Source organism: Amycolatopsis pittospori (assembly GCF_013870525.1).
GTDB classification, from domain to species: domain Bacteria; phylum Actinomycetota; class Actinomycetes; order Mycobacteriales; family Pseudonocardiaceae; genus Amycolatopsis; species Amycolatopsis pittospori.
In genome coordinates this window covers 1-20,548 of record NZ_JACBXD010000060.1, presented here as the reverse complement: position 1 = coordinate 20,548, position 20,548 = coordinate 1, and the positions used below count along the sequence as shown (strand labels likewise).

At 68.6% G+C, this 20,548-nt stretch carries 19 protein-coding genes and 1 tRNA gene; 8 read left to right on the top strand and 12 right to left on the bottom strand.

Annotated features, from left to right (window positions below):
• Nucleotides 1-5: 5 nt before the first annotated feature.
• From rho to argS, 6 genes are all read right to left on the bottom strand, one after another.
• Nucleotides 6-2,060 carry a transcription termination factor Rho gene (gene rho, locus H5J31_RS28035; protein ID WP_181775649.1) on the bottom strand — a complete coding sequence of 685 codons (2,055 nt, stop codon included), beginning with the start codon at nucleotides 2,058-2,060 and terminating at the stop codon, nucleotides 6-8.
• A 419-nt stretch (nucleotides 2,061-2,479) separates the two neighbouring features.
• A complete protein-coding gene (gene thrB, locus H5J31_RS28030; protein ID WP_181775648.1) occupies nucleotides 2,480-3,361 on the bottom strand; it encodes a homoserine kinase in 882 nt (293 codons plus the stop codon).
• Nucleotides 3,358-4,419: a threonine synthase gene (gene thrC / locus H5J31_RS28025; RefSeq protein ID WP_181775647.1), complete on the bottom strand. Its 1,062-nt coding sequence runs from the start codon at nucleotides 4,417-4,419 to the stop codon at nucleotides 3,358-3,360. The genes thrB and thrC overlap by 4 nt, the downstream gene beginning before the upstream one ends.
• A complete protein-coding gene (locus H5J31_RS28020) occupies nucleotides 4,416-5,726 on the bottom strand; it encodes a homoserine dehydrogenase (RefSeq protein ID WP_181775646.1) in 1,311 nt (436 codons plus the stop codon). The genes thrC and H5J31_RS28020 overlap by 4 nt, the downstream gene beginning before the upstream one ends.
• A gap of 3 nt (nucleotides 5,727-5,729) precedes the next feature.
• Nucleotides 5,730-7,163 (bottom strand): diaminopimelate decarboxylase, encoded by a 1,434-nt coding sequence (gene lysA / locus H5J31_RS28015; protein ID WP_181775645.1) that lies wholly within the window; start codon nucleotides 7,161-7,163, stop codon nucleotides 5,730-5,732.
• A gap of 6 nt (nucleotides 7,164-7,169) precedes the next feature.
• Entirely contained in the window at nucleotides 7,170-8,825 is a 1,656-nt protein-coding gene (gene argS / locus H5J31_RS28010) for an arginine--tRNA ligase (RefSeq protein WP_181775644.1), read from the bottom strand.
• Between the two features lie 203 nt (nucleotides 8,826-9,028).
• On the opposite strand from argS, the gene H5J31_RS28005 reads away from it, so the two are divergent.
• Together H5J31_RS28005 and H5J31_RS28000 are read left to right on the top strand one after the other, a co-directional pair.
• Nucleotides 9,029-9,826 (top strand): DUF3105 domain-containing protein, encoded by a 798-nt coding sequence (locus H5J31_RS28005; protein ID WP_181775681.1) that lies wholly within the window; start codon nucleotides 9,029-9,031, stop codon nucleotides 9,824-9,826.
• 9 nt (nucleotides 9,827-9,835) lie between these two features.
• Nucleotides 9,836-10,552, top strand: coding sequence for a DUF305 domain-containing protein (locus H5J31_RS28000; protein WP_181775643.1), 717 nt, complete (start codon nucleotides 9,836-9,838; stop codon nucleotides 10,550-10,552).
• A gap of 91 nt (nucleotides 10,553-10,643) precedes the next feature.
• On the opposite strand, the gene H5J31_RS27995 is transcribed toward H5J31_RS28000, so the two are convergent.
• Together H5J31_RS27995 and H5J31_RS27990 are read right to left on the bottom strand one after the other, a co-directional pair.
• Nucleotides 10,644-11,561 (bottom strand): cation diffusion facilitator family transporter, encoded by a 918-nt coding sequence (locus H5J31_RS27995; RefSeq protein ID WP_181775642.1) that lies wholly within the window; start codon nucleotides 11,559-11,561, stop codon nucleotides 10,644-10,646.
• Nucleotides 11,562-11,712: 151 nt separating this feature from the next.
• Complete coding sequence (locus H5J31_RS27990; protein WP_181775641.1) at nucleotides 11,713-12,837, bottom strand: epoxide hydrolase family protein; 1,125 nt, start codon at nucleotides 12,835-12,837, stop codon at nucleotides 11,713-11,715.
• 77 nt (nucleotides 12,838-12,914) lie between these two features.
• On the opposite strand from H5J31_RS27990, the gene H5J31_RS27985 reads away from it, so the two are divergent.
• The 5 genes from H5J31_RS27985 (at nucleotide 12,915) to H5J31_RS27965 (ending at nucleotide 16,963) form a co-directional block, all read left to right on the top strand.
• Nucleotides 12,915-13,352 carry a MarR family winged helix-turn-helix transcriptional regulator gene (locus tag H5J31_RS27985; protein WP_181775640.1) on the top strand — a complete coding sequence of 146 codons (438 nt, stop codon included), beginning with the start codon at nucleotides 12,915-12,917 and terminating at the stop codon, nucleotides 13,350-13,352.
• Between the two features lie 65 nt (nucleotides 13,353-13,417).
• Nucleotides 13,418-13,490: transfer RNA gene (locus H5J31_RS27980), tRNA-Arg, on the top strand.
• A 333-nt stretch (nucleotides 13,491-13,823) separates the two neighbouring features.
• Nucleotides 13,824-14,207 carry a hypothetical protein gene (locus H5J31_RS27975; RefSeq protein ID WP_181775639.1) on the top strand — a complete coding sequence of 128 codons (384 nt, stop codon included), beginning with the start codon at nucleotides 13,824-13,826 and terminating at the stop codon, nucleotides 14,205-14,207.
• A gap of 369 nt (nucleotides 14,208-14,576) precedes the next feature.
• A complete protein-coding gene (locus tag H5J31_RS27970) occupies nucleotides 14,577-16,136 on the top strand; it encodes an alpha/beta hydrolase (RefSeq protein WP_181775638.1) in 1,560 nt (519 codons plus the stop codon).
• Nucleotides 16,137-16,285: 149 nt separating this feature from the next.
• Nucleotides 16,286-16,963: a P-loop NTPase family protein gene (locus tag H5J31_RS27965; RefSeq protein WP_181775637.1), complete on the top strand. Its 678-nt coding sequence runs from the start codon at nucleotides 16,286-16,288 to the stop codon at nucleotides 16,961-16,963.
• Here the strand turns inward: H5J31_RS27965 and H5J31_RS27960 are convergent.
• From H5J31_RS27960 to H5J31_RS27945, 4 genes are read right to left on the bottom strand one after another with little or no spacing between them, the layout of a single operon-like run.
• On the bottom strand, nucleotides 16,864-17,355 hold the full coding sequence (locus H5J31_RS27960) for a GNAT family N-acetyltransferase (protein WP_181775636.1): 492 nt from the start codon (nucleotides 17,353-17,355) through the stop codon (nucleotides 16,864-16,866). The genes H5J31_RS27965 and H5J31_RS27960 overlap by 100 nt on opposite strands.
• Nucleotides 17,356-17,397: 42 nt before the next feature.
• Complete coding sequence (locus H5J31_RS27955) at nucleotides 17,398-18,102, bottom strand: SDR family NAD(P)-dependent oxidoreductase (RefSeq protein ID WP_181775635.1); 705 nt, start codon at nucleotides 18,100-18,102, stop codon at nucleotides 17,398-17,400.
• A 45-nt stretch (nucleotides 18,103-18,147) separates the two neighbouring features.
• Entirely contained in the window at nucleotides 18,148-18,783 is a 636-nt protein-coding gene (locus H5J31_RS27950) for a response regulator (protein WP_181775634.1), read from the bottom strand.
• Nucleotides 18,780-19,949: a sensor histidine kinase gene (locus H5J31_RS27945; RefSeq protein ID WP_181775633.1), complete on the bottom strand. Its 1,170-nt coding sequence runs from the start codon at nucleotides 19,947-19,949 to the stop codon at nucleotides 18,780-18,782. The genes H5J31_RS27950 and H5J31_RS27945 overlap by 4 nt, the downstream gene beginning before the upstream one ends.
• Before the next feature lie 186 nt (nucleotides 19,950-20,135).
• On the opposite strand from H5J31_RS27945, the gene H5J31_RS27940 reads away from it, so the two are divergent.
• The coding region (locus H5J31_RS27940; protein ID WP_181775632.1) for a GlcG/HbpS family heme-binding protein at nucleotides 20,136-20,548 on the top strand (413 nt) is incomplete at its 3' end.

The window sequence follows — 20,548 nt, the reverse complement described above, 5'->3', positions numbered from 1 at the left end:
AAGGATCAGTCGTCGTCGTTCGAGCCGAGGGCCGTCTTCGAGACCTGCATGAGGAACTCGATGTTGGTCTTCGTCTTGCGCAGACGCGAGATCAGCAGGTCTATGGCCTGCTGCGAGTCCAGCGCGTGCAGCACCCGGTGCAGCTTGTGGGTGACCGCGAGCTCGTCCGGCGAAAGCAGCAGGTCTTCCTTGCGGGTACCGGACGGGTTGACGTCCACCGCGGGGAACACCCGGCGCTCGGCGATCTTCCGGTCGAGCTTGAGCTCCGCGTTACCGGTGCCCTTGAACTCCTCGAAGATGACCGTGTCACCGGTGGATCCGGTCTCGACCATCGCCGTGGCGAAGATCGTGAGCGAACCGCCGTTCTCGATGTTGCGCGCCGCGCCGAGGAAACGCTTCGGCGGGAAGAGCGCGGTCGAGTCGACACCACCGGAGAGGATCCGGCCGGAAGCCGGGGCCGCGAGGTTGTACGCACGGCCGAGGCGGGTGATCGAGTCGAGCAGCACGACGACGTCGTGGCCCATCTCGACGAGGCGCTTCGCCCGCTCGATCGACAGCTCCGCGACCGAGGTGTGGTCGGACGGCGGGCGGTCGAAGGTCGAGGCGATGACCTCTCCCTTCACCGACCGCTGCATGTCGGTGACCTCTTCCGGACGCTCGTCGACGAGGACGACCATCAGGTGGCACTCGGGGTTGTTCGTGGAGATCGCGTTCGCGATGTCCTGCATGATCGTGGTCTTACCGGCCTTCGGCGGCGACACGATCAGCGCACGCTGCCCCTTGCCGACCGGCATCACCAGGTCGATGACGCGGGTGGTGAGCTTGTGCGACTCGGTTTCGAGGCGCAGGCGCTCGTTCGGGTACAGCGGGGTCAGCTTGGTGAAGTCGGGGCGGCGCTTGGCCTCGTCCGGCTCCAGGCCGTTGATCGAGTCGACGCGCACCAGCGGGTTGAACTTCTGCCGCTGCTGTTCGCCGTCGCGCGGCTGGCGCACGACACCGGTGATGGCGTCACCGCGGCGCAGGCCGTACTTGCGGACCAGCGAAAGCGAGACGTACACGTCGTTCGGCCCGGCGAGGTAGCCCGACGTCCGCACGAAGGCGTAGTTGTCGAGCACGTCCAGGATGCCCGCGACGGGCAGCAGGACGTCGTCCTCGCGGATCTCGGTGTCGGGCGAACCGCCCTGTTCACGGCCACCGCCGGAACCCCGGCGGCGACGGTCGCGGAAGCGACGGCCGCGACGGCCGCCTTCCTCGTCGTCGTCACCCTGCGGGCCCTGGCCCTGGCCGCGGTTGTCCTGGCCGCCCTGCTGGTTGCGCTGGCGCTGGTTGTCCTGGCCGCGGTTGTCGCGGTTGCCGTCCCGGTTGCCCTGACGGTTGCCGCCCTGGTCACCCCGGTCGCCGCGCTCGTTGCGGTCACCCCGGTCACCCCGGTCGCCACGCTCGGCCCGGTCGCCACGCTCATTGCGGTCGTTGCGCTCGTTGCGCTCACCGCGTTCACGCTGCTGGCCGCCCTGGTCGGGCGAACCCGCGGCACGGTTGGAGCCACGACGACGACGGCTGCGGCCGCCCTCTTCCTGCTGCGACTGGCCGTCCTGCTGGTTGTCCTGCTGCGCGGGCCGCTCGGCGGCGGGCGCGGAGCCGTTCTCGGAAGTCCTCTCGGCCTTCTCGACCTTGTCGGCCTTCTCGGCACGCGGGGCCTCGGCCGGGGCGGTTTCCGCCTTCGGCGCGTCGGCCTTCGGGGCCTCCTGCTTCGGGGCCGCCGTCTTGGGCGCGTCGGCCTTGGGAGCCTTCCGCGGTGCATCGATTCCCTCGAGCGGAAGCGTTTCGCTCGCCGCGGCGGGGGACTTGCGCTTGGTCTTGCCCTGACGCTCGCGGATGGCCGCGATCAGGTCGCCCTTACGCATACCCGTCGTCTCGCCGATGCCGAGTTCCCCAGCGATCGAGCGCAGTTCGGCGACGGTCTTGCCGGTCAGTCCGCCGACCGTGCGCTTGGGAGCGACGGCGCCGTTCGACTCGGCGGCGCCACCTTCGACGTCGCTCAAAAGATCGGTGTTGCTCACAAATGTCCTTCCTGACCGATCCACGCCTCCAGGTGGATCAGCGGACCGCCGTTCGCGTCCGATTGCGAAACGGCGTATCTGGCCCCCGATACGGGCGATCAGCTCCTCGGCCGTGTTGAACACAGCTAGAAGGCCTCCAGCACAGGGGTTTGCGTCCTCCAAATGGAGGAAGCGGAATTCGGCACCGCCGGAACCGGGAACCCGCCTGCGTCCATCCGCTACTCCCCGCTTGCCAGGCGGTCTGCGGAACTGGCGGATCAACGAAGGATGCGGGCCAAGGACGTGACAGTCACCTGGACCGGCACCGGGTGCGGAAACGCACGGTGATCGAACGCCCCCGAGGGTAGACCGCGCCACGGCCGGGTGCAACAACCACCCCCCGCGTGGCGGGATGGGCGTCGCCGCATGTGACCGAGGCTTTACTGAGCCGCAACCTGAACGCCGCCCGGATCGATCGGCAGCTCGGTGACGTCGAAAGATGTAACGTCGACGCCCGCCGGGAGTATTCCCTCGGTGGTCAGCGCGAGCACGGTCGGACCCGCTCCGGAAATCGCCGCCGCGACGCCTTCGGCGCGCAGCGCGCGCACCAGTTCACTGCTCGCCGGATACGCGGGCGCCCGGTAGTGCTGGTGAAGCCGGTCCTCGGTAGCGGAGAGCAACAGGTCGGGGCGCGCCGTGAGCGCGTGCACCGCCAGTGCCGCGCGGCCGGCGGTGAACGCCGCGTCCGCGTGCGGGACCTGCGCGGGGAGCAGTCCCCGCGTCGCGTCGGTCGAGGAGCGCAGAGCGGGGATCGCGACCACGGGCCGGATGTCGTGATGCGGCTGGAGGCGTTCGGCGCGGAACCGGTCGCCTTCGTTCCAGGCGACCACGAAGCCGCCCAGCAGGCTCGCCGCGGCGTTGTCGGCGTGTCCCTCGAACTCCGCGGCCACTTGCAGCGCGTCGCCGTCCAGGGCCTTCTCTGCCAGCGCGTACGCGGCCGCGACACCGGTGACGACGGCGGAAGCCGACGAGCCGAGGCCGCGAGCGTGCGGGATGGCGTTGAAGCACCGCAGGTGCACCCCGGGCGGCCGGATGCCGAGGTGCTCGCAGCCACGACGGAAGGCTCGGACGACCAGATGCGATTCGTCGGTCGGGACGTCGTCCACGCCGCCCGCGCCCGCGTCGATCACTTCGATCTTGAGCCCGGCGTCGGTGATCTGGAGCTCGACCGTGTCGTACAACGCGAGCGCGAGGCCCAGCGTGTCGAAGCCGGGGCCGAGGTTGGCCGACGACGCCGGGACCTTGATCTTGAGCAGCGTCATCGCAGGTCCAGCGCCGCGGCGACGGCGGTCGGGTCGACGGCGAGAGGCTCGACCTCCACGTTGCCTTCGAGCGCCGTGGCCGGGTCCTTGAGGCCGTGCCCGGTGACCGTGCAGACGACGGTGGAGCCCTTCGGCAGGCGGCCGTCGGCGGCCGTCGCGAGCAGGCCGGCGACGCTGGTCGCCGAAGCGGGCTCGACGAAGACGCCCTCCTTGCGGGCGAGCAGGCGGTACGCCTCCAGGATCTTCTCGTCGGTGATGGCCTCGAACAACCCGGAAGACGCGTTCTTCGCCTTCATCGCGCCGTCCCAGGAGGCGGGGCTGCCGATGCGGATGGCGGTCGCGATGGTGTCCGGGTCGGCGACCGGCTCGCCGTGCACGAGCGGCGCGGCGCCGGCGGCCTGGAAACCGAACATACGCGGGGTGTTCTTCACCACACCGTCACCGGCGTACTCGGAATACCCCGCCCAGTAGGCGGTGATGTTGCCCGCGTTCCCGACCGGCAGGCAGTGGATGTCGGGCGCTTTGCCGAGCGCGTCGCAGATCTCGAACGCGGCCGACTTCTGGCCGGCGATGCGCACCGGGTTGACCGAGTTGACCAAGGTGACCGGATAATCGATCGCGGTCTTCTGCGCCAGTTCGAGGCAATCGTCGAAGTTGCCGTCGACCTGCAGGATCCGCGCGCCGTGCTGGACGGCCTGGGCGAGTTTGCCCATCGCGATCTTGCCCTGCGGCACGAGCACCGCGCAGGTGAGCCCGGCGCGCGCCGCGTAGGCCGCGGCCGACGCGGACGTGTTGCCGGTGGAGGCGCAGATGACCGCCTTCAGCCCGCTGGCGAGCGCGTGCGTGATCGCGACGGTCATCCCGCGGTCCTTGAAGGACCCTGTCGGGTTCACGCCTTCGACCTTGAGATAGACCTCGCAACCGGTCAGTTCCGAGAGGTGCGACGCGGGCAGCAACGGGGTGTTGCCCTCACCGAGGGTGATCACCTTCGCGCCGGACGGGACCGGGATCCGGTCGGGGTAGGCCTGGATGATTCCGGGCCAGGGCTGGGAGGTCACTGGTCTTCGCCTTCCACACGCATCACACTGACGACCTGGTTCACCACGTCGAGCTTGGCAATGTCGTCCACAGTGGACTTGAGTGCCGCGTCCGGGGCCAGGTGGGTGACCACGACCAGGCTGGCCGTGTCGTTGGCGTCCCGCTGGCGCACGGCGGCGATGCTGACGCCGTGGCCGGCGAACGCCTGCGCCACCTGGGCGAGGACGCCCGCTCGATCGGCCACGTCGAGACTGACGTGGTACCGCGTCGGCGTCTGGCCCATCGGCCTGACCGGGAGCGCGGCGTGCGCGGATTCGCGCGGGCCACGGCCGCCGACGACCCGGTTTCGAGCCACCGCGACGAGGTCGCCGAGCACGGCACTCGCGGTCGGCGCGCCACCGGCGCCCTGACCGTAGAACATCAGCTCACCGGCGGCGTCGGCCTCGACGTAGACGGCGTTGTACGCGCCGCCGACCCCGGCCAGCTGGTGGCTGCGCGGGATCATCACCGGATGCACGCGCGCCGAAACGGATTCGGTGCCGTCGTCGGCGGTGACGCGCTCGCAGATGGCGAGCAGTTTCACCGTGCGGCCCAGTACGTTCGCCGCCGCGAGGTCCGACGCGGTGACGTCGGCGATGCCCTCGCGGTGCACGTCGGAGGCCGTCACGCGGGTGTGGAACGCGAGCGAGGCGAGGATCGCGGCCTTGGACGCGGCGTCGTAACCGTCGACGTCCGCGGTCGGGTCCGCCTCGGCGTATCCGAGCCTGCTGGCCTCTTCCAGCGTTTCCGCGTAACCGGCGCCGGTGGAGTCCATCGCGGACAGGATGTAGTTCGTGGTGCCGTTGACGATGCCCATCACGCGGGTGATGCGGTCGCCCGCCATCGATTCGCGCAGCGGGCGCAGCAGCGGGATCGCCCCGGCCACGGCCGCCTCGAAGTACAGGTCGACACCGGCCGCGTCGGCCGCCTCGAACAACTCCGCGGAATGCTCGGCCAGCAGCGCTTTGTTGGCCGTGACAACGGATTTCCCGGCCTTGAGCGCGTCGATCAGCCATTCGCGCACCGGCTCGATGCCACCGACCAGTTCGACGACCACGTCGACGTCGTCGGAGGTGACGAGCTTCGTCACGTCCGAGGTCACGAGTTCCGGCGGCAGCTCGGGGTGCTTGTCGGGGCGCCGCACCGCGATCCCGGCCAGTTCCACCCGCGCGCCCGCCCTGGCGGCGAGCTCCTCGGCCTGCTCGGTGAGCAGCCGAACCACCTCACCGCCGACCGTGCCACAACCGAGCAGGGCGACCCTGATCACGCGTCCGTCCACAGTAGACACTTGCTAGACCTCCAGGCGCAGCATGTCGTCCGTCGTCTCCCGCCGCAGCAGCACGCGGGCGCTGCCGTTGCGCACGGCCACCACCGCGGGCCGCGGCTGCCGGTTGTATCCGCTGGCCATCGAGTAGCAATACGCCCCGGTGGCCGCCACGGCGAGCAGGTCGCCGGGAGCAAGAGTGTCGGGGAGCCAGCAGTCCCGGACGACGATGTCGCCGGATTCACAGTGTTTTCCCACGACCCGGGACAGCGCGGCGGCGGCCTGGCCGTCACCGTCGTCGTCCGCGGACCGGGAAACGAGACGGCAGTCGTACACCGCGTCGTAGAGCGCCGTACGGATGTTGTCGCTCATACCGCCGTCGACGCTGACGTAGCGCCGCGCGGCCTTATCGCCGAGCGAGACGTCCTTGATGGTGCCGACCTCGTACAACGTGATCGTGCCGGGACCGGCGATGGCACGGCCCGGCTCGCCGGCGATCTTCGGCACCGGAAGGCCCGCGTACTCGCATTCCTTGCGGACGATCTCGCGGATCTGCGTGATCATCTGCGCGGGCGGCGGCGGATTGTCCTTGTCGGTGTAGGCGATACCGAAACCGCCGCCGAGGTCGACGATCGACATCTGGTCGAGCAGATCGGTGCCGTGCTCCTTGGCGAGTTCGGCCAGCAGGCCGACCACGCGCCGGGCCGCGACCTCGAAGCCGTCGGCGTCGAAGATCTGCGAACCGATGTGGCTGTGCAGGCCGATCAGCTTGAGCGTCGGCGCGTTGAGCACCCGGCGCACGGCCTCGGCCGCGTCACCCGAAGCCAGCGAGAACCCGAACTTCTGGTCCTCGTGCGCCGTCGCGATGAACTCGTGGGTGTGCGCCTCGACGCCGACCGTGACCCGGATCAGCACGTTCTGGACGACGTCGTTACGGGCGGCCACATCGGCCAGCCGCGCGATCTCGTAATAGGAGTCGACGACGACCGTGCCGACACCGGCCTCGACCGCGGCGTCGAGTTCCGCGACCGATTTGTTGTTGCCGTGGAAGGTGATCCGGTCGGCCGGGAAGTTCGCGCGCTGCGCCACGGCGAGCTCGCCGCCGCTGCAGACGTCCAGGCTCAGCCCCTGCTCGGCCACCCAGCGGGCGATCTCGATGGACAGGAACGCCTTGGACGCGTAGTGCACGAGTGCCGGGTCGTCGAACGCCTCGGCGTAGTCGGCGCAGCGGGACTTGAAGTCGGCTTCGTCGACCACGAACAGCGGCGTGCCGTACTGCTCGGCGAGTTCGCGGACGTCGACGCCGGCGATGCGCACGACGCCGTCCCCTCCGCGGAAGGTGTTGCGGGGCCAGACCTTCGGATAGAGCCTGTCGAGTTCGGCGGGACTCGACGGCGGGAAACCGGAAGCGTCGGCGTGGGGGTAGACGTCGGCGTGGCGGGGGCCCGCGGGGTGAGCCATTCTGGGTTACATCCGTTCCGGAGCAGAGACACCGAGCACGTTGAGGCCGTTCGCCAGCACCTGGCGGACGGCTTCGCACAGCGCGAGCCGGGCGAACGTGAGGGGGGTGGCCTCCTCGTCGCCCTGGGGCAGCACGCGGCCGACGGTATAGAACTTGTGGTACGCACCGGCGAGTTCTTCGAGGTACCGGGCGACACGGTGCGGTTCGCGCAGCTGTGCGGCCCGGCGGAGGACGGTCGGGAATTCGCCGAGTGTGCGGATCAGATCGCCCTCGGCCGGAAGCGTAAGCAGTCCGAAGTCGACTTCGCCATCCGATTTCAGCCCGAGGTCGGAAGCGTTGCGCTGCAAGGACGCCAGCCGCGCGTGGGCGTACTGGACGTAATAGACCGGATTGTCGTTCGAATGCTTGCGCAGCAGGTCGAGGTCGATGTCCAAAGTGGAATCGACCGAGTAACGGATCAGCTCGTAGCGGGCCGCGTCGACGCCGACGGTGCCGACCAGGTCCTCCATGGTGATCACGGTGCCGGCGCGCTTGCTCATCCGGACCGGTTTGCCGTCGGAGACCAGGTTGACCATCTGGCCGATCAGCACCTCGACCACGGCGGGGTCGTCACCGAAGGCGGCCGCGGCGGCCTTCAGCCGGGCGATGTAACCGTGGTGGTCCGCGCCGAGCATGTAGATACAGAGGTCGAAGCCGCGTTTGCGCTTGTCCTGGAAGTAGGCGAGGTCACCGGCGATGTAGGCCGGGTTGCCGTCCTTCTTGATGACGACGCGATCCTTGTCGTCGCCGTGCTCCTTGGACTTGAGCCACCAGGCGCCGTCTTCGAAGTACAGGTTCCCGGAGTCCTTCAACTGCTGGACCGAGGACCCGACGGCGCCGGACTCGTGCAGCGAGTTCTCGTGGAAGTAGACGTCGAAATCGGTGCCGAAGTCGTGCAGGCTCTGCTTGATCTCGGTGAACATCAGCTCGATGCCGACCCGGCGGAACGTCTCGGCGCGCTCGTCGTCCGGCAGCGACAGCGCGCTCGGCTCCTGCCGGATGACCTCGGCGGCGATGTCGTTGATGTAGCCGCCCGCGTAGCCGTCCTCGGGGGCGGGCTCGCCCTTGGCGGCCGCGATCAGCGACCGGACGAACCGGTCGATCTGCGCGCCGTGGTCGTTGAAGTAGTACTCGCGGGTGACCTCGCCGCCCTGCGCGGACAGCACGCGGCCCAGCGCGTCGCCGACCGCGGCCCAGCGGGTACCGCCGAGGTGGATCGGGCCAGTGGGGTTCGCGGAGACGAACTCGAGGTTGATCTTGACGCCGGCCAGCGCGTCGCCGAGGCCGTAGCGCTCGCCCGCGTCGATGACCTGCTGGACGATCTGGCCCTGCGCGTCGGCGGCGAGCCGCAGGTTGAGGAAGCCCGGCCCGGCGACCTCGGCCGAGTCGATGCCGTCGGTCGCCGCGAGCGCCTCGGCCAGCGCGTCGGCGAAGTCGCGGGGCTTCATCCCGGCCTTCTTGGCCACCTGCAACGCCAGGTTGGTCGCGTAATCGCCGTGCTCGGGGTTGCGGGGACGTTCGATCGTCACCTTCTCCGGCAGCACGGAATCGTCGAGGCCGCGCGCGGTGAGAACCTGCACGGCTGAGTTACGGACCAGGTCGGCGAGAGCTGCGGGAGTCACTCGTGGAATTCTAGGTGTGACCAGGTCCGGGCTTCGCAGCGACCGCCGGAAGGTGTGAGCCAAGCCGGTGATCTTCACGCTGTTCACGGTGATCAGACGCGCGGTCTCTACACTGGCCCGCGCAGGGACCACCCCCTACGGAGAACGCAGGAGCCATGGCTAACGGGACAACCAGAAAAAAGGGCGCGTCGTCGAAGAACGCGATGAAGGCCGCCCGTAGTTCCGTCGTGTCCAAGAAGGGCACGCCCTGGGGCACGATCATCGCCGTCGTCGCGATCGTCGCCCTGGCTGCCTCGGTGGTCACCTATTACATGATCGCTTCGGCGCCCAAGCGGGACCAGAAGACCCGCGAAGAGGCCGCGGCCGCCTTCGCGCCTTCGCAGCAGGACCCGGATCCGTCCAAGCGGATCAACGGCGTGACCACCACGACGTACGAGGGCAGTGTGCACGTCACGGCCACCGAGCGCGTCGCCTACGACAAGACCCCGCCCTACGGCGGACCGCACGACCAGTCGTGGGCCGCCTGCAACGGCGTCGTCTACCCGAACGCCGTCCGCAACGAGAACATGGTCCACGGTCTCGAGCACGGCGCGGTCTGGATCGCCTACAACCCGCAGCAGATCACCGGCGAGGCGCTCGACCTGCTGAAGGTCCGCGTCGAGGGCAAGCCGTACACGACGATGTCGCCGTACCCGAACCTGGACAAGCCGATCTCCCTGCAGTCCTGGGGCCACCAGCTGAAGCTGGACAGCGCCTCCGACGAGCGGATCGACCAGTTCATCGCCGCGCTGCGCACCAACCCGTACGGCGCGTACCCCGAGCGTGACGCCACCTGCGACGCGCAGATCGAACCGGGCGAGTTCGACGCGACCCCGCCGGGGCCGGACGCGAAGCCGATGGACTACAAGGGCACCGCGGGCACCCAGCAGGACGGGCAGCCCGGCGCCGGACAGCCGTCGCAGCCCCCGGCCACCCAGCCGTCGGCGCCCGCGAGCAAGTAAGTGAGCCAGATGGACCCCGCTCCCCAGTACATCGACGAACCCGGCGACGAGACACCGCGCTCGGCGACGTCGCGCTGGCTGGTGATCGGGGCCGCCCTGGTCGTCATGCTGATCGTGGGCTTCGGCCTCGGCGCCTTGACGACCAGGTTGATCGACACCGATCCCGCCCCCGGCACCCCGGGGACGGGATCGGTCGAGGTCGGTTTCGCGCAGGACATGTCGGTGCACCACCTCCAGGCGGTCACCATGGCCGGCTGGGCGCGGGACCATACGGCCGATCCGGCGATCAAGACGCTCGCGTTCGACATCGAGCGGACGCAGACCGGCCAGGTCGGCCGCATGAAGGGCTGGCTCGGTCTCTGGGGCCAGCCCGAGCAGACGACCGGCGCGTACATGACCTGGATGACCGAACCGATGTCCGGCCACGCCGGGCACGGCGGACCCGGTATGAAGCCGTCGAACGGCGCTCCGATGCCGGGTATGGCGACGTCGGCCGAACTGGCGAAGCTGCGGTCGCTGACCGGCAAGGAGATGGACGTCTTCTTCCTGCAGCTGATGCTGCGGCACCACGTCGGCGGGACGGCGATGGCGCAGTACGGCAACGATCACACCGCCATCGCGGACGTGAAGTCGCTGACGCGGAGCATGCTCGTTTCGCAGGGCGCCGAGATCACCCTGATGAAGGGCCTGCTCCAGGAGCGGGGCGCCGCCCCCCTGCCCGACTGACCCCCTTCCCCCTCACGCGTTTAGTCCTCTGAATGCGGTAGTTCGCGTTGCCAACTACCGCATTCAGAGGACTAAACGCGTCGTGGGAGGGCTACCAGGAGAGTTCCTGGCAGCGTTTGGCGCATTGGGGCACTTCGATCTGCAGGGTCGCGTGCTCGATCGAGTAGCGGTTCGCCAGCAGGTTCTGCGCTTCGGTCAGGACCGCGGCCTGCTCGACGGTCGGCGCGATCGTGAGGTGCGCCGAAGCGACCTCCATCCCCGAAGTCAACGTCCAGATATGCAGGTCGTGGACGTCCTCGACGCCCTTCAGCGCGCCGAGTTCGGTCTGGATCCCGGCGACGTCGACGCCCTTCGGCGCGTGCTGGAACAGGATCCGCAGCGCGCGGCGGGCGAGGGCGTAGGTGCGGGGCAGGACGAACAGGCCGATCGCGACACCGATGATCGGGTCGGCGTAGCGCCAGCCGAACAGGAGCGTGATCGCGCCGCTCAGCAGTACGCCGACGGAGCCGATCAGGTCGGCGAGGACCTCCAGGTAGGCACCCCGGACGTTGATGCTCTCCTCGGCGCCCTTGCGCAGGACCATGAAGGAGACGATGTTCGCGACCAGACCCGCGGCCGCGGCGAGCAGCACCGGCAGGCCGGGTACGGCGGGCGGGTCGCTGATCCGGCCGATGGCCTCGTAAAGGACGTAGCCCGCGACGCCGAACAACAGGATCGCGTTGCCCAGCGCCGCGAGCACCTCGGCCCGGTAGAACCCGAAGGTGCGGGTGAGGGTCGGCCCGCTGCGCCGGGCCAGCATGATCGCGCCCAGCGCCATGCCGACGCCGAGGACGTCGGTGAACATATGGGCCGCGTCCGAGATCAGCGCGAGTGAGCCGGTGGCGAACCCGACGACGAACTCCATGACCATGAAGCCGGCGCCGATGACCAGGGCGATCGTCAGGCTCTTGAGATAACGGCCTGACGCGCTCGACGGCGAGGCCGTCCCATGCCCGTGCCCGTGACCCATTGCTCCGCCTCTCGTGAAGTCGACAGGCCGAATATATTGTCACATGCGCATATGTGCAATACAGGTGAGCCTAAGTTCACCATGTCTTAAGCCACACAAGGAAGCCATCCCCCAGGAGGGCCTTCCCGAAACCTGAAACCGCCACGCACCGCTACCGGAGTGACCGGAAGAACCCCCGCAGCTGGCCGACGAAGACCTCGGGCTGCTCGAAGGCGGCGAAGTGCCCTCCCTTGGCCAACTGCTCGTACCAGCGCAAATCGGTGTAGCGCAGCTCCGCCCAGCGCCGGGAAGGCCGGATGATCTCGCGCGGGAAGATCGAGATCCCCGACGGAACCGTGACCTCGGACGTGTCCCGCTCCTTGCTCTCCCAGTAGATCCGCGCCGACGACGTCGCCGTCCCGGTGAACCAGTAGACGGAGATCGCGTCCAGCATCCGACGCCAGGACAGCGCGGTCTCCGGCGAGCCGTCGTTGTCCGTCCACTCCCAGAACTTCTCGGCGATCCAAGCCGCCTGCGCCGCGGGCGAGTCGGTGAGACCGTAGCCGAGCGTCTGCGGCCGGGTCCCCTGCTGCTGCGCGTACGCGGAACCGACCGAACGGAACCGCGCCAGATCGGCGATCGCCTCCCGCTCCTCCGCGGTCGGATCGCCCAGGACGCCCGCGTCGTAGGAGACGGTCGCCATGTTCACGTGGACGCCGATCAGCCGCTCGGTGGCCACCTTGGCGAGCATGTTCGTCACCCCGGCGCCCCAGTCGCCGCCCTGGGCCGCGTAACGCTCGTAGCCGAGCCTGCCCATCAGCTCGTCCCACGCCCGCGCGATGCGCTCGACCGTCCACCCCGTCTCGGCCGGCTTGTCACTCCAGCCGAACCCGGGCAGCGACGGCGCCACGACGTGGAACGCGTCCGCCGGGTCGCCCCCGTGCGCCCGCGGATCGGTCAGCGGACCGAGGACGTCGAGGAACTCGACGACCGAACCCGGCCAGCCGTGCGTGAGGACGAGCGGGATCGCGTCCGGCTCCGGCGACCGGACGTGCAGGAAATGGATCCCCAGACCGTCCACAGTGGTCTTGAAGCCGGGAAAGGCGTTGCCCCGGCCGGCAAGGCCGAAGTCGTAGTCCTCGGCCCAGTACCGGCACAGCTCCCGCGCGAACTCCAGCGGGACACCCTGGTCCCAATCGTCCACAGTGGCCGGTTCGGGCCAGCGCGTGCCGCGCAGGCGGGCTCGCAGGTCGGCGATGGCGGATTCGGGGATCCGCACTTCGAACGGCTCGATCACGACGCCCTCCAGTTCGTTGGTGCCACCAACGCTAGCAGGATTCGTTGGTTCCGCCAACGGTTCGGTACGCTGCCCCGATGAGCACCACGCCCGTCCGGCTTCGCAGCAAGGCCAGCTGGCTGGTCAACCAGGCCGCCACCGTGGCCCACCGGCTCGCGATGGACGAGTTCGCCCGCAGCGGCGCCCGCCGCTACCACTACGGGATCCTCGCGGCGATCGACGAAAACGGCCCGTCGAGCCAGGCCACACTCGGCCGCGCCACCGGTATCGACCGCAGCGACGTCGTCGCCGTCATCAACGAGCTGGCCGACGCGGGCCATGTCGAACGCGCCCCCGACCCCGCGGACGGCCGACGCAACCTGATCACGCTCACCCGCACCGGCGCCCAGCGGCTCCAGCACCTGGAAGGCCTGGTCAGCGAGACGCAGGACACCTTCCTGGAGCCTCTGGATCCGGCCGAACGGGAGCAGCTGACCCGGCTGCTCGCCCGCATCGTCGAGCATCACCACGGTTAACGACCACCGCGCGCGAGACCGCTGGACGGGATGCGCTAAGCTTCCCACGTCGCCCAGGCGGCAACGCCCTCGTAGCTCAGGGGATAGAGCACTGCCCTCCGGAGGCAGGTGTCGCAGGTTCGAATCCTGCCGAGGGCACTCCCCCAGATAGAACAGAACGATGTCGAACACGGCATCCTTCTCGTTGTCACGGCCGCGACATCCCGGGCAGCTCTTCGATCCGAGCTTCGCCGTCAGGTGACATACGCTCGACAACGCCTCACCGCACGAACGCGGAAACATCCTCTTCATCACCCGTGAGCATGGCCGCTTCGGCGCTCGGCGCGGCGTTCCACGGTGCCGCTCGCCTTGTTCCCGTCCTCGACACCTTTGACGTGTGCTCCTCGACGACGGCAGCGGAGTGACAGCAGGCCGACAGCCGATTCCTCTAATTTGAGGAGAATCTTGGTCATTCTCGGGCTTGGGGGTCCTATGAAGAAGTACGCAGCCGCGTTGCTCCTGGCGGCCGCTTCAGTGTTGTCCCTGGCGGCTCCCGCCGCCGCGGCGCCCGCCAGTGTGCAGGTTTCCTGCCCTGGCAACGACAGCTACAGCGGCTACGGCACGACCGGGGAGGTCTCCTGGGGCAGTGACTGCCGGTCGAACAATTTCGGCGCGTACCTGAACCGGCCCCGGCGCTACGGCCACTGGGAACTGTACGTGGACAACTACCGCGTCAACAGCGGTACCCAATGGTGGGAGCACGACCAGCGGTTCAGCGTGAACACTGGCATCACGGTGCGTGACGGCCAGCTCTGGTGCAACCGCTTCTGGGACGCCGACGGCAGCCTCTACGCCGGGAACTGCGTCACCATCTGATTCGTTCTGGCCATCCCTCGCCGCGTCCGATGCGGCGGGGGATGGCTTCTGGCAGCAAAGGAACCTGTGGTCGCGACCGCGGGTTCCTTTGCTGCCAAGGAAAGGCGTCTGTTCGATGCGAGGTCCTGTGTGTTGTCCACCGCGAGCATCGAGGCCGCTCGCCCAAGAACTCTGAACCCGGCATGGCAGGATCGGCACGCCCACACTCAGGACGCGGCGGAATCCATACCCGGCGGCATCGACTTAGGTGATCCGATTTTCGCCTTACTTTTCGAGTAAGTGTCTGCGAATTCGCCGTCATGGCGGTTTTCCGGACAGACGTCACTGTTCTCGCTACAGTCCACGGGTCCGATCGAACTGGGGGTTCGAATGAGGAAACTCCTCACCATCGGCCTGTCCGCGCTGCTCACCTTGAGCACCGCGGCGGTCGTCAGTACACCGGCGCATGCCGATTCACAGCTCGACTTCGGAGCCTGTCCGGCGGATGTCGCCCAGGCATATCCGGCGTTGAAATGCGCGACGGTCAACGTCCCGCTCGACTATTCGCGGCCATTCGGCGCGCGGATGGACGTGCTCGTTTCGAAACACGCCAGCACCGACCCGGCCAAACGTCGCGGCGTGCTGTTCGTCAATCCCGGCGGCCCGGCGAGTTCGGCGGTGATGCAGGCGGGCAAACTGTCCCTTCCGAACGCGACCGGGTACACCCGGCTTCCCAAGGAGGTGCTCGAGGCCTACGACATCGTCGGCCTCGATTCCCGCGGCACCGGCCACAGCAACCCGCTCAGCTGCGTCGGCGAGGACTACTGGCGTCAGCTGCAGCCCGACCCGGACCGGCCCGAAGAGCGGGACAAGAGCTGGGAGCGTTGGAAGGCCTTCGCCCGCTCGTGCGCGGAGAAGAACGGCGATCAGCTGAAGTACACCGGCAGCCGCAACGTGATCCAGGACATGGACCGCGTGCGCACACTGCTCGGTGAGGAGAAGATCAGCTATCTGGGCTATTCCTACGGCACTTACCTCGGCAGCGCGTATGCCGAGCGGTATCCGGACCGGGTCGACCGGATGATCCTCGACAGCTCGATGAATCCGGTCGAACCACAGATGTGGTACGGGAACTCGACCGGTCAGGTGAGCGCGGGCGTCGCCCGTGAACATGCCTACCTGAGCTGGATCGCCAAGTACGACAACGTATTCCACCTCGGCAAGACCCACGCCGAGGTGAACGCGGCCTGGCAGAAGCTGCTCGGTGACTTCCGGAAGGCGCCGCGCGGGCCGTCGAAGAACGTCGGCGCGGTGGAACTGATGGACGTCTACATCGCCAACCTTTCCCACGAGCTCTACTGGGAACCCCTCGCGAAGGCGATGGCCGACTACGTGCTGCGCGGCGACGATCGCGCCGTACTGGACTGGGCGACCCCATCGGGTGGCGCGGCGGGCGAGAGCTTCATCGCCGGAATGATCTCGATCGCCTGTGTCGACTCCGACGCTCCGACTGACCGGACGAAGATCGAAAGCGACTTCACCGAGCTGGCCAAGACCAGCGACTTCGCCTGGTACAACGTGTCGATCCCGTCCGCCTGCGCCAACTGGCCGGTGCACGACCAGCGGATCGTACCGTCGGGGAAGAACCTGCCGCCGGTCCTGGTCTTCGGTGTCGAAGGGGACTCCGCGACGCCGTATGCGAACACGGTCGCGATGCACAAGCAGCTGCCGAGTTCGGTGCTGGTGACCGAGCGCGGTGCGGGCACCCACTGTTTGTTCGGCAGCCACCCGGCGATGGTCAACTGGGAGGCACAGCGGATCGGCAAGGAGTACCTCGTCGACGGCCTCCTTCCGAACGGTGACCTCGACATCGCGCCGCATCCCCTTCCGGTGCCGACGGCGGGAACCGCGGCGGCCGCGCGTCCGGCCGTCGTTTCGCAGCACTCGTGACATCCGCCGGCCCGTCCCGGTTCTCGCCGGGGCGGGCCGGCTCAGGCGGGTGCCGATCGAGTGGTGAATCCGGGCGCGGCACGCACGAAGACGGCCCCTGCCAAGGAAATCGGTAGGGGCCGTCTCGTTTCTCCCTTTAGGATCTCGGCATGCGGATCATCGGACCGGACGGGCCCCTTCCCGAACGACGGCTGCGGCGGGTCGCCGTGGCGGGTCCCGCCGGATCGGGCAAATCGACGCTCGCGCGCACCCTGTGCGAGCGCATGAGTCTTCCCTTCGTCGAGTTCGAATCGTTCTTTCACGGTCCGGGATGGACGGTGCGGGAAACCTGGCAGGCCGACGTGCTGAAGTTCCTCGACGGGGACGAGTGGGCCATCGAGTGGCAGGGCGAACAGGTCCGGGAGCAGATGACCGGACGGCTCGACGTGCTGGTCTGGCTCGATCACCCGAGAGTCCTGACCATGACCCGAGTCGTCATCCGGACGCTGAAACGTCGCGTCGGCCGCGGCTCGAAGATCGCCGGCGGCAACGTCGAAGGCCCGCTGCACACGTTCTTCACCGATCCCGAGCACATCGTCAAACTCGGCTGGCGTTACCACCCGATGATCCGGGCGCGCGTGCACAAGGTGATCGAGGAGAACCGCCATCCCGACCTGGTCATCGTCCGCCTGCGCGGCCAGCGACAGGTGGATCGCTGGCTTCGCGGTCCACTCGCCTGGAATCTCCGTCAAGGAGCCAGATCGCGGACCCTCCACACCACTGCGAGCGCGGGGTCTCCCGTCGAACTCGGCTCGATCCTGTCCACGGCAAAGCCTTCGCGTTCGTAGAAGGCGCCCGCACGCTCATTTGCCACGAAATGCTCGATGTACAGCCGACCGGCGTCGGCGGGAAGCCGCTCGATGAGGGCTTCGAGCAGCCGCGAGTCCAGCCCGTCACCACGAAAACGCGGGTGTACGTAGAGCTTGTAGATCACGTGGTCGGTTCCGTCGAGACCACGCTGGCCGACTCCGGTGAGCCGCCCGTCCTCCTCCGCGACGATCACCGAACCCCGGGCGACGGCGCCGCCGATGTTCGTCACGTTCCACCACATCCGGACCTGTTTGTCCGCGGCCTCCACGCCGATCAAGGGCGCGTAATGGGCACGGACGTGGTCCTCGCCGAAACGGCAGATGGCCATGACGTCGTCCCGATCGGCGTCCCGCAGGACCATTTCCGCCATCACACGCCCTTTCGGTGGCCGGTCCTGCCAGGGTAGGAGGACTCACCAGGACAGCGCGCCTCCGATGTCGAAATAGCCGCCGGTCGGGCCGTCCGTGCCCACCTGCGCCATCCGCACGATGATCTCGGCGCCCTGCTCGACGGTCTGGCTCCCGGCGTGCCCGTTCAGCGCGGTCGCGGTGAAACCCGGTTCCACCGCGTTGATCCGCAGCTCGGGGAACGCCTTCGCGTACTGCACGGTGATCATGTTGACCGCCGCTTTCGACGCCGGATAGGCGACGCCTGGGTACGCGTACGCAGGCGTTCCCGGAGTGCGGACCCGGCTCAGCGAAGCCAGGCCGCTGCTGACGTTCACCACGACCGGAGCCGAGGAAAGCCGCAGCAGCGGGAGAAACGCGTGCAGGACCCGGATCGTGCCGATCACGTTCGTCTCGAAGGTGCTGCGCGTCAGCTCGGCCGTCAGCTCCTCGGCGCCGACCACGGGCTGACCCCATTCCGGTGCGATACCGGCGTTGTTGACCAGTACGTCCAGTCCGCCGTCGGCCTCGATGGCCTTGGCCGCGGCGCCCACCGACCAGTCATCGGTGATGTCGAGGTGGATCGCTCTCGCACCGATTTCTTCGGCTGCCCGTCGACCTCGTTCGGCGTCACGGCTCCCGACGTAGACGGTGTGGCCCGCGGCGACGAGCCGCCTGGCGGTTTCGAAGCCGAGACCCTTGTTCGCTCCGGTGATCAGTGTCGCTGTCATCGCCCGCACGCTAGGTCTTGGTGCGCGCTCCAGGTCAAGGCGGAATCAGCGGGGTTCGATGCGGATGATCCTCCGTTCCGCCGCGACGGCCACCGCGGCCGCCCGGCTGTCGACGCCGAGTTTGTCGTAGATGTGGACCAGATGGGTCTTCACCGTCGCCTCGGAAATGAACAGCCGGGCGGCGATCTGCCGGTTGATCAACCCTTCGGCCAGCAGCTCGACGATCTCGGTCTCCCGGGCGCTCAGTGCGGGCGCCGGATCGCGCATCCGCCCGAAAAGCCTGGCCGCGACCTGGGGTGCCATCGCGGTCTCGCCGCGCGCGGCCGCCCGGATGCCACGGAAGAGGTCTTCGGGTGGCCCTGCTTTGAGCAGATAGCCGATGGCCCCCGCGGACACCGCCCTCGTGATGTCCATTTCGGCGTCGTAGGTGGTGAGCACCAGGACCTTCGGCGGGTCGGGGAGAGCGGTCAGCCGTTCGGTGGCTTCCACCCCGTCCGGCCCCGCACCGAGCTGGAGGTCCATCAGCACGACGTCCGGCTTCCGTGCCGCGACGAACCGGAAGGCCTCCTCGGCTCCGGAACATTCGCCGATCACCTCGATGCCGGCCTCCCCGGCCAGCAGCGCGGTGATTCCCGCCCGCACCACCGGATGATCGTCGACGACCAGTACCCGGACCGTCATCGCGTCCTCCTGGTGGGCACGGTGACCGCGAGCGCGGTGCCCTCTCCCGGTGCGCTCTCGACGACCAGTTCACCACCGAGGTCGGCCACCCGCTCGCCGATCATCCGCAGTCCGTGCCCCCGCTCCCCGCTCGGGCGCGCCGCGGCCGGATCGAAGCCGGCGCCGTCGTCCCGGACGTCGAGGACGACCTTGCCCGCCAGGTAGGTGAGGGTGACAGCGGCTTCCCGGGCCCAGGCGTGTTCACTCACGTTCGCCAGGGCGCTCTGCGCGACCCGCAACAGCCCGACCGCCACCTCCGGCTCCAACGGATACGGCTCCCCGCTGGTCTCGAACCGCACCAGGTGCCCGGACGCGGCGCCGGCCTGCCCCGCGAGGTCGCGCAACGACTCGGCGAGGTCCGTGCCGTCGAGCCGCGGCGAACCCAGGTCACGGATGAACCGGCGCGCCTCACCGAGGTTGTCGCCCGTCGCCTCGACGGCGCGCGACACGTGCCCCTTGGCGAGTTCCGGGTCCGAATCCCACGCCAGGATCGCCGCCTGCAGCAGCATCCGCATACTCGAAAGCCCTTGGGCGAGCGTGTCGTGTATCTCCCGCGCCAGCCGCTCCCTTTCCTCCATCATCCCGGCTCGATGCTGGGTCTCCGCGAGTTCCACCCTGGTCTTGAGGAGGTCCCCGACGAGCTTTCCCAGCTGTGCCCGATCGCGGTCGAGTTGCAGGAAGGTCATCGTGGCCATCAGCGCGACGGCGATCGGCACGAGCACGATGCTCGGATCGAACCCCTCCGCGATCCGGAGCCGGGCGAGGATGATCGCGACGGTCAGCACGACGACCACCACGACCACGATCCGGCGCCGCAGCACCCGGAGGCAGACGAAGAACAACGGCACGGCGCACCAGGAGAAGCTCGGCGCCGCCACCACCAGGGCGAGCCAGATCGCGATCACCGTGCCGAGCCACACCGGAAGTCCCTTGTGGAGCACGGGCCAGCTCAGCACCCCCACCACGTAGACCAGCGCGAGCGCACCGGTCAGCACGAGGATCAGCGGGGTGGCGCCGCTCAACCCGTGCCCGGAGACGAATTGGGCCACCGACGCGGCCAGCAGCAGGAAGAACCCGGCGTGCATGGCGGCGTGCAGTGCGTTCTCCGCTTCGATGCGCGGCTTCATTCCGGTCCTCCCTTCGTCTCGGATGATCGTAGGCGGGGAGAGGGGTCCCGCCGCATCAATCGTTCGGTTGATGCCCCTACCGACCGGACGATGCCGGATCCACCACCGCATACCCGATTCGCCAGGTCGAGCCGGGGACGAGAGTCGATGGAGCAACGAACGACCCCTTCCGAAAGAGGAATCCCCATGAACGCGAAGCTCCCCCGCACCCGGCTCGTCCTCGGTATGACGGCCGGTCTCGCGACCGTCGCGATCGCCACCGGGATCGGCGCGGCCCAGGCGCAGGACCGGAAACCACAGCCGCCCGCTTCGGCGGCCGTGGTGCAGACCAGCGTGCTGAACGTCGACGCCGCCACCCGTGCCGCGCAGGCCGCGCTCGACGCGGCGGAGCGCGAAGGACAGCGAGTGACCGTGGCCGTCGTGGACCGGTCAGGGGACGTGCGAGTGCTGCTCAAGGGCGACGGCGCCGGACCGCAGACCGAGGAATCCGCCGAGCGCAAGGCGTTCACCGCGGTCTCGTTCGGACAGCCGACGTCGGCACTGGCCAAGAACGCCCAGGGCGACGGTCCGACCATCCGCGACATCCCGGGCACGCTCTT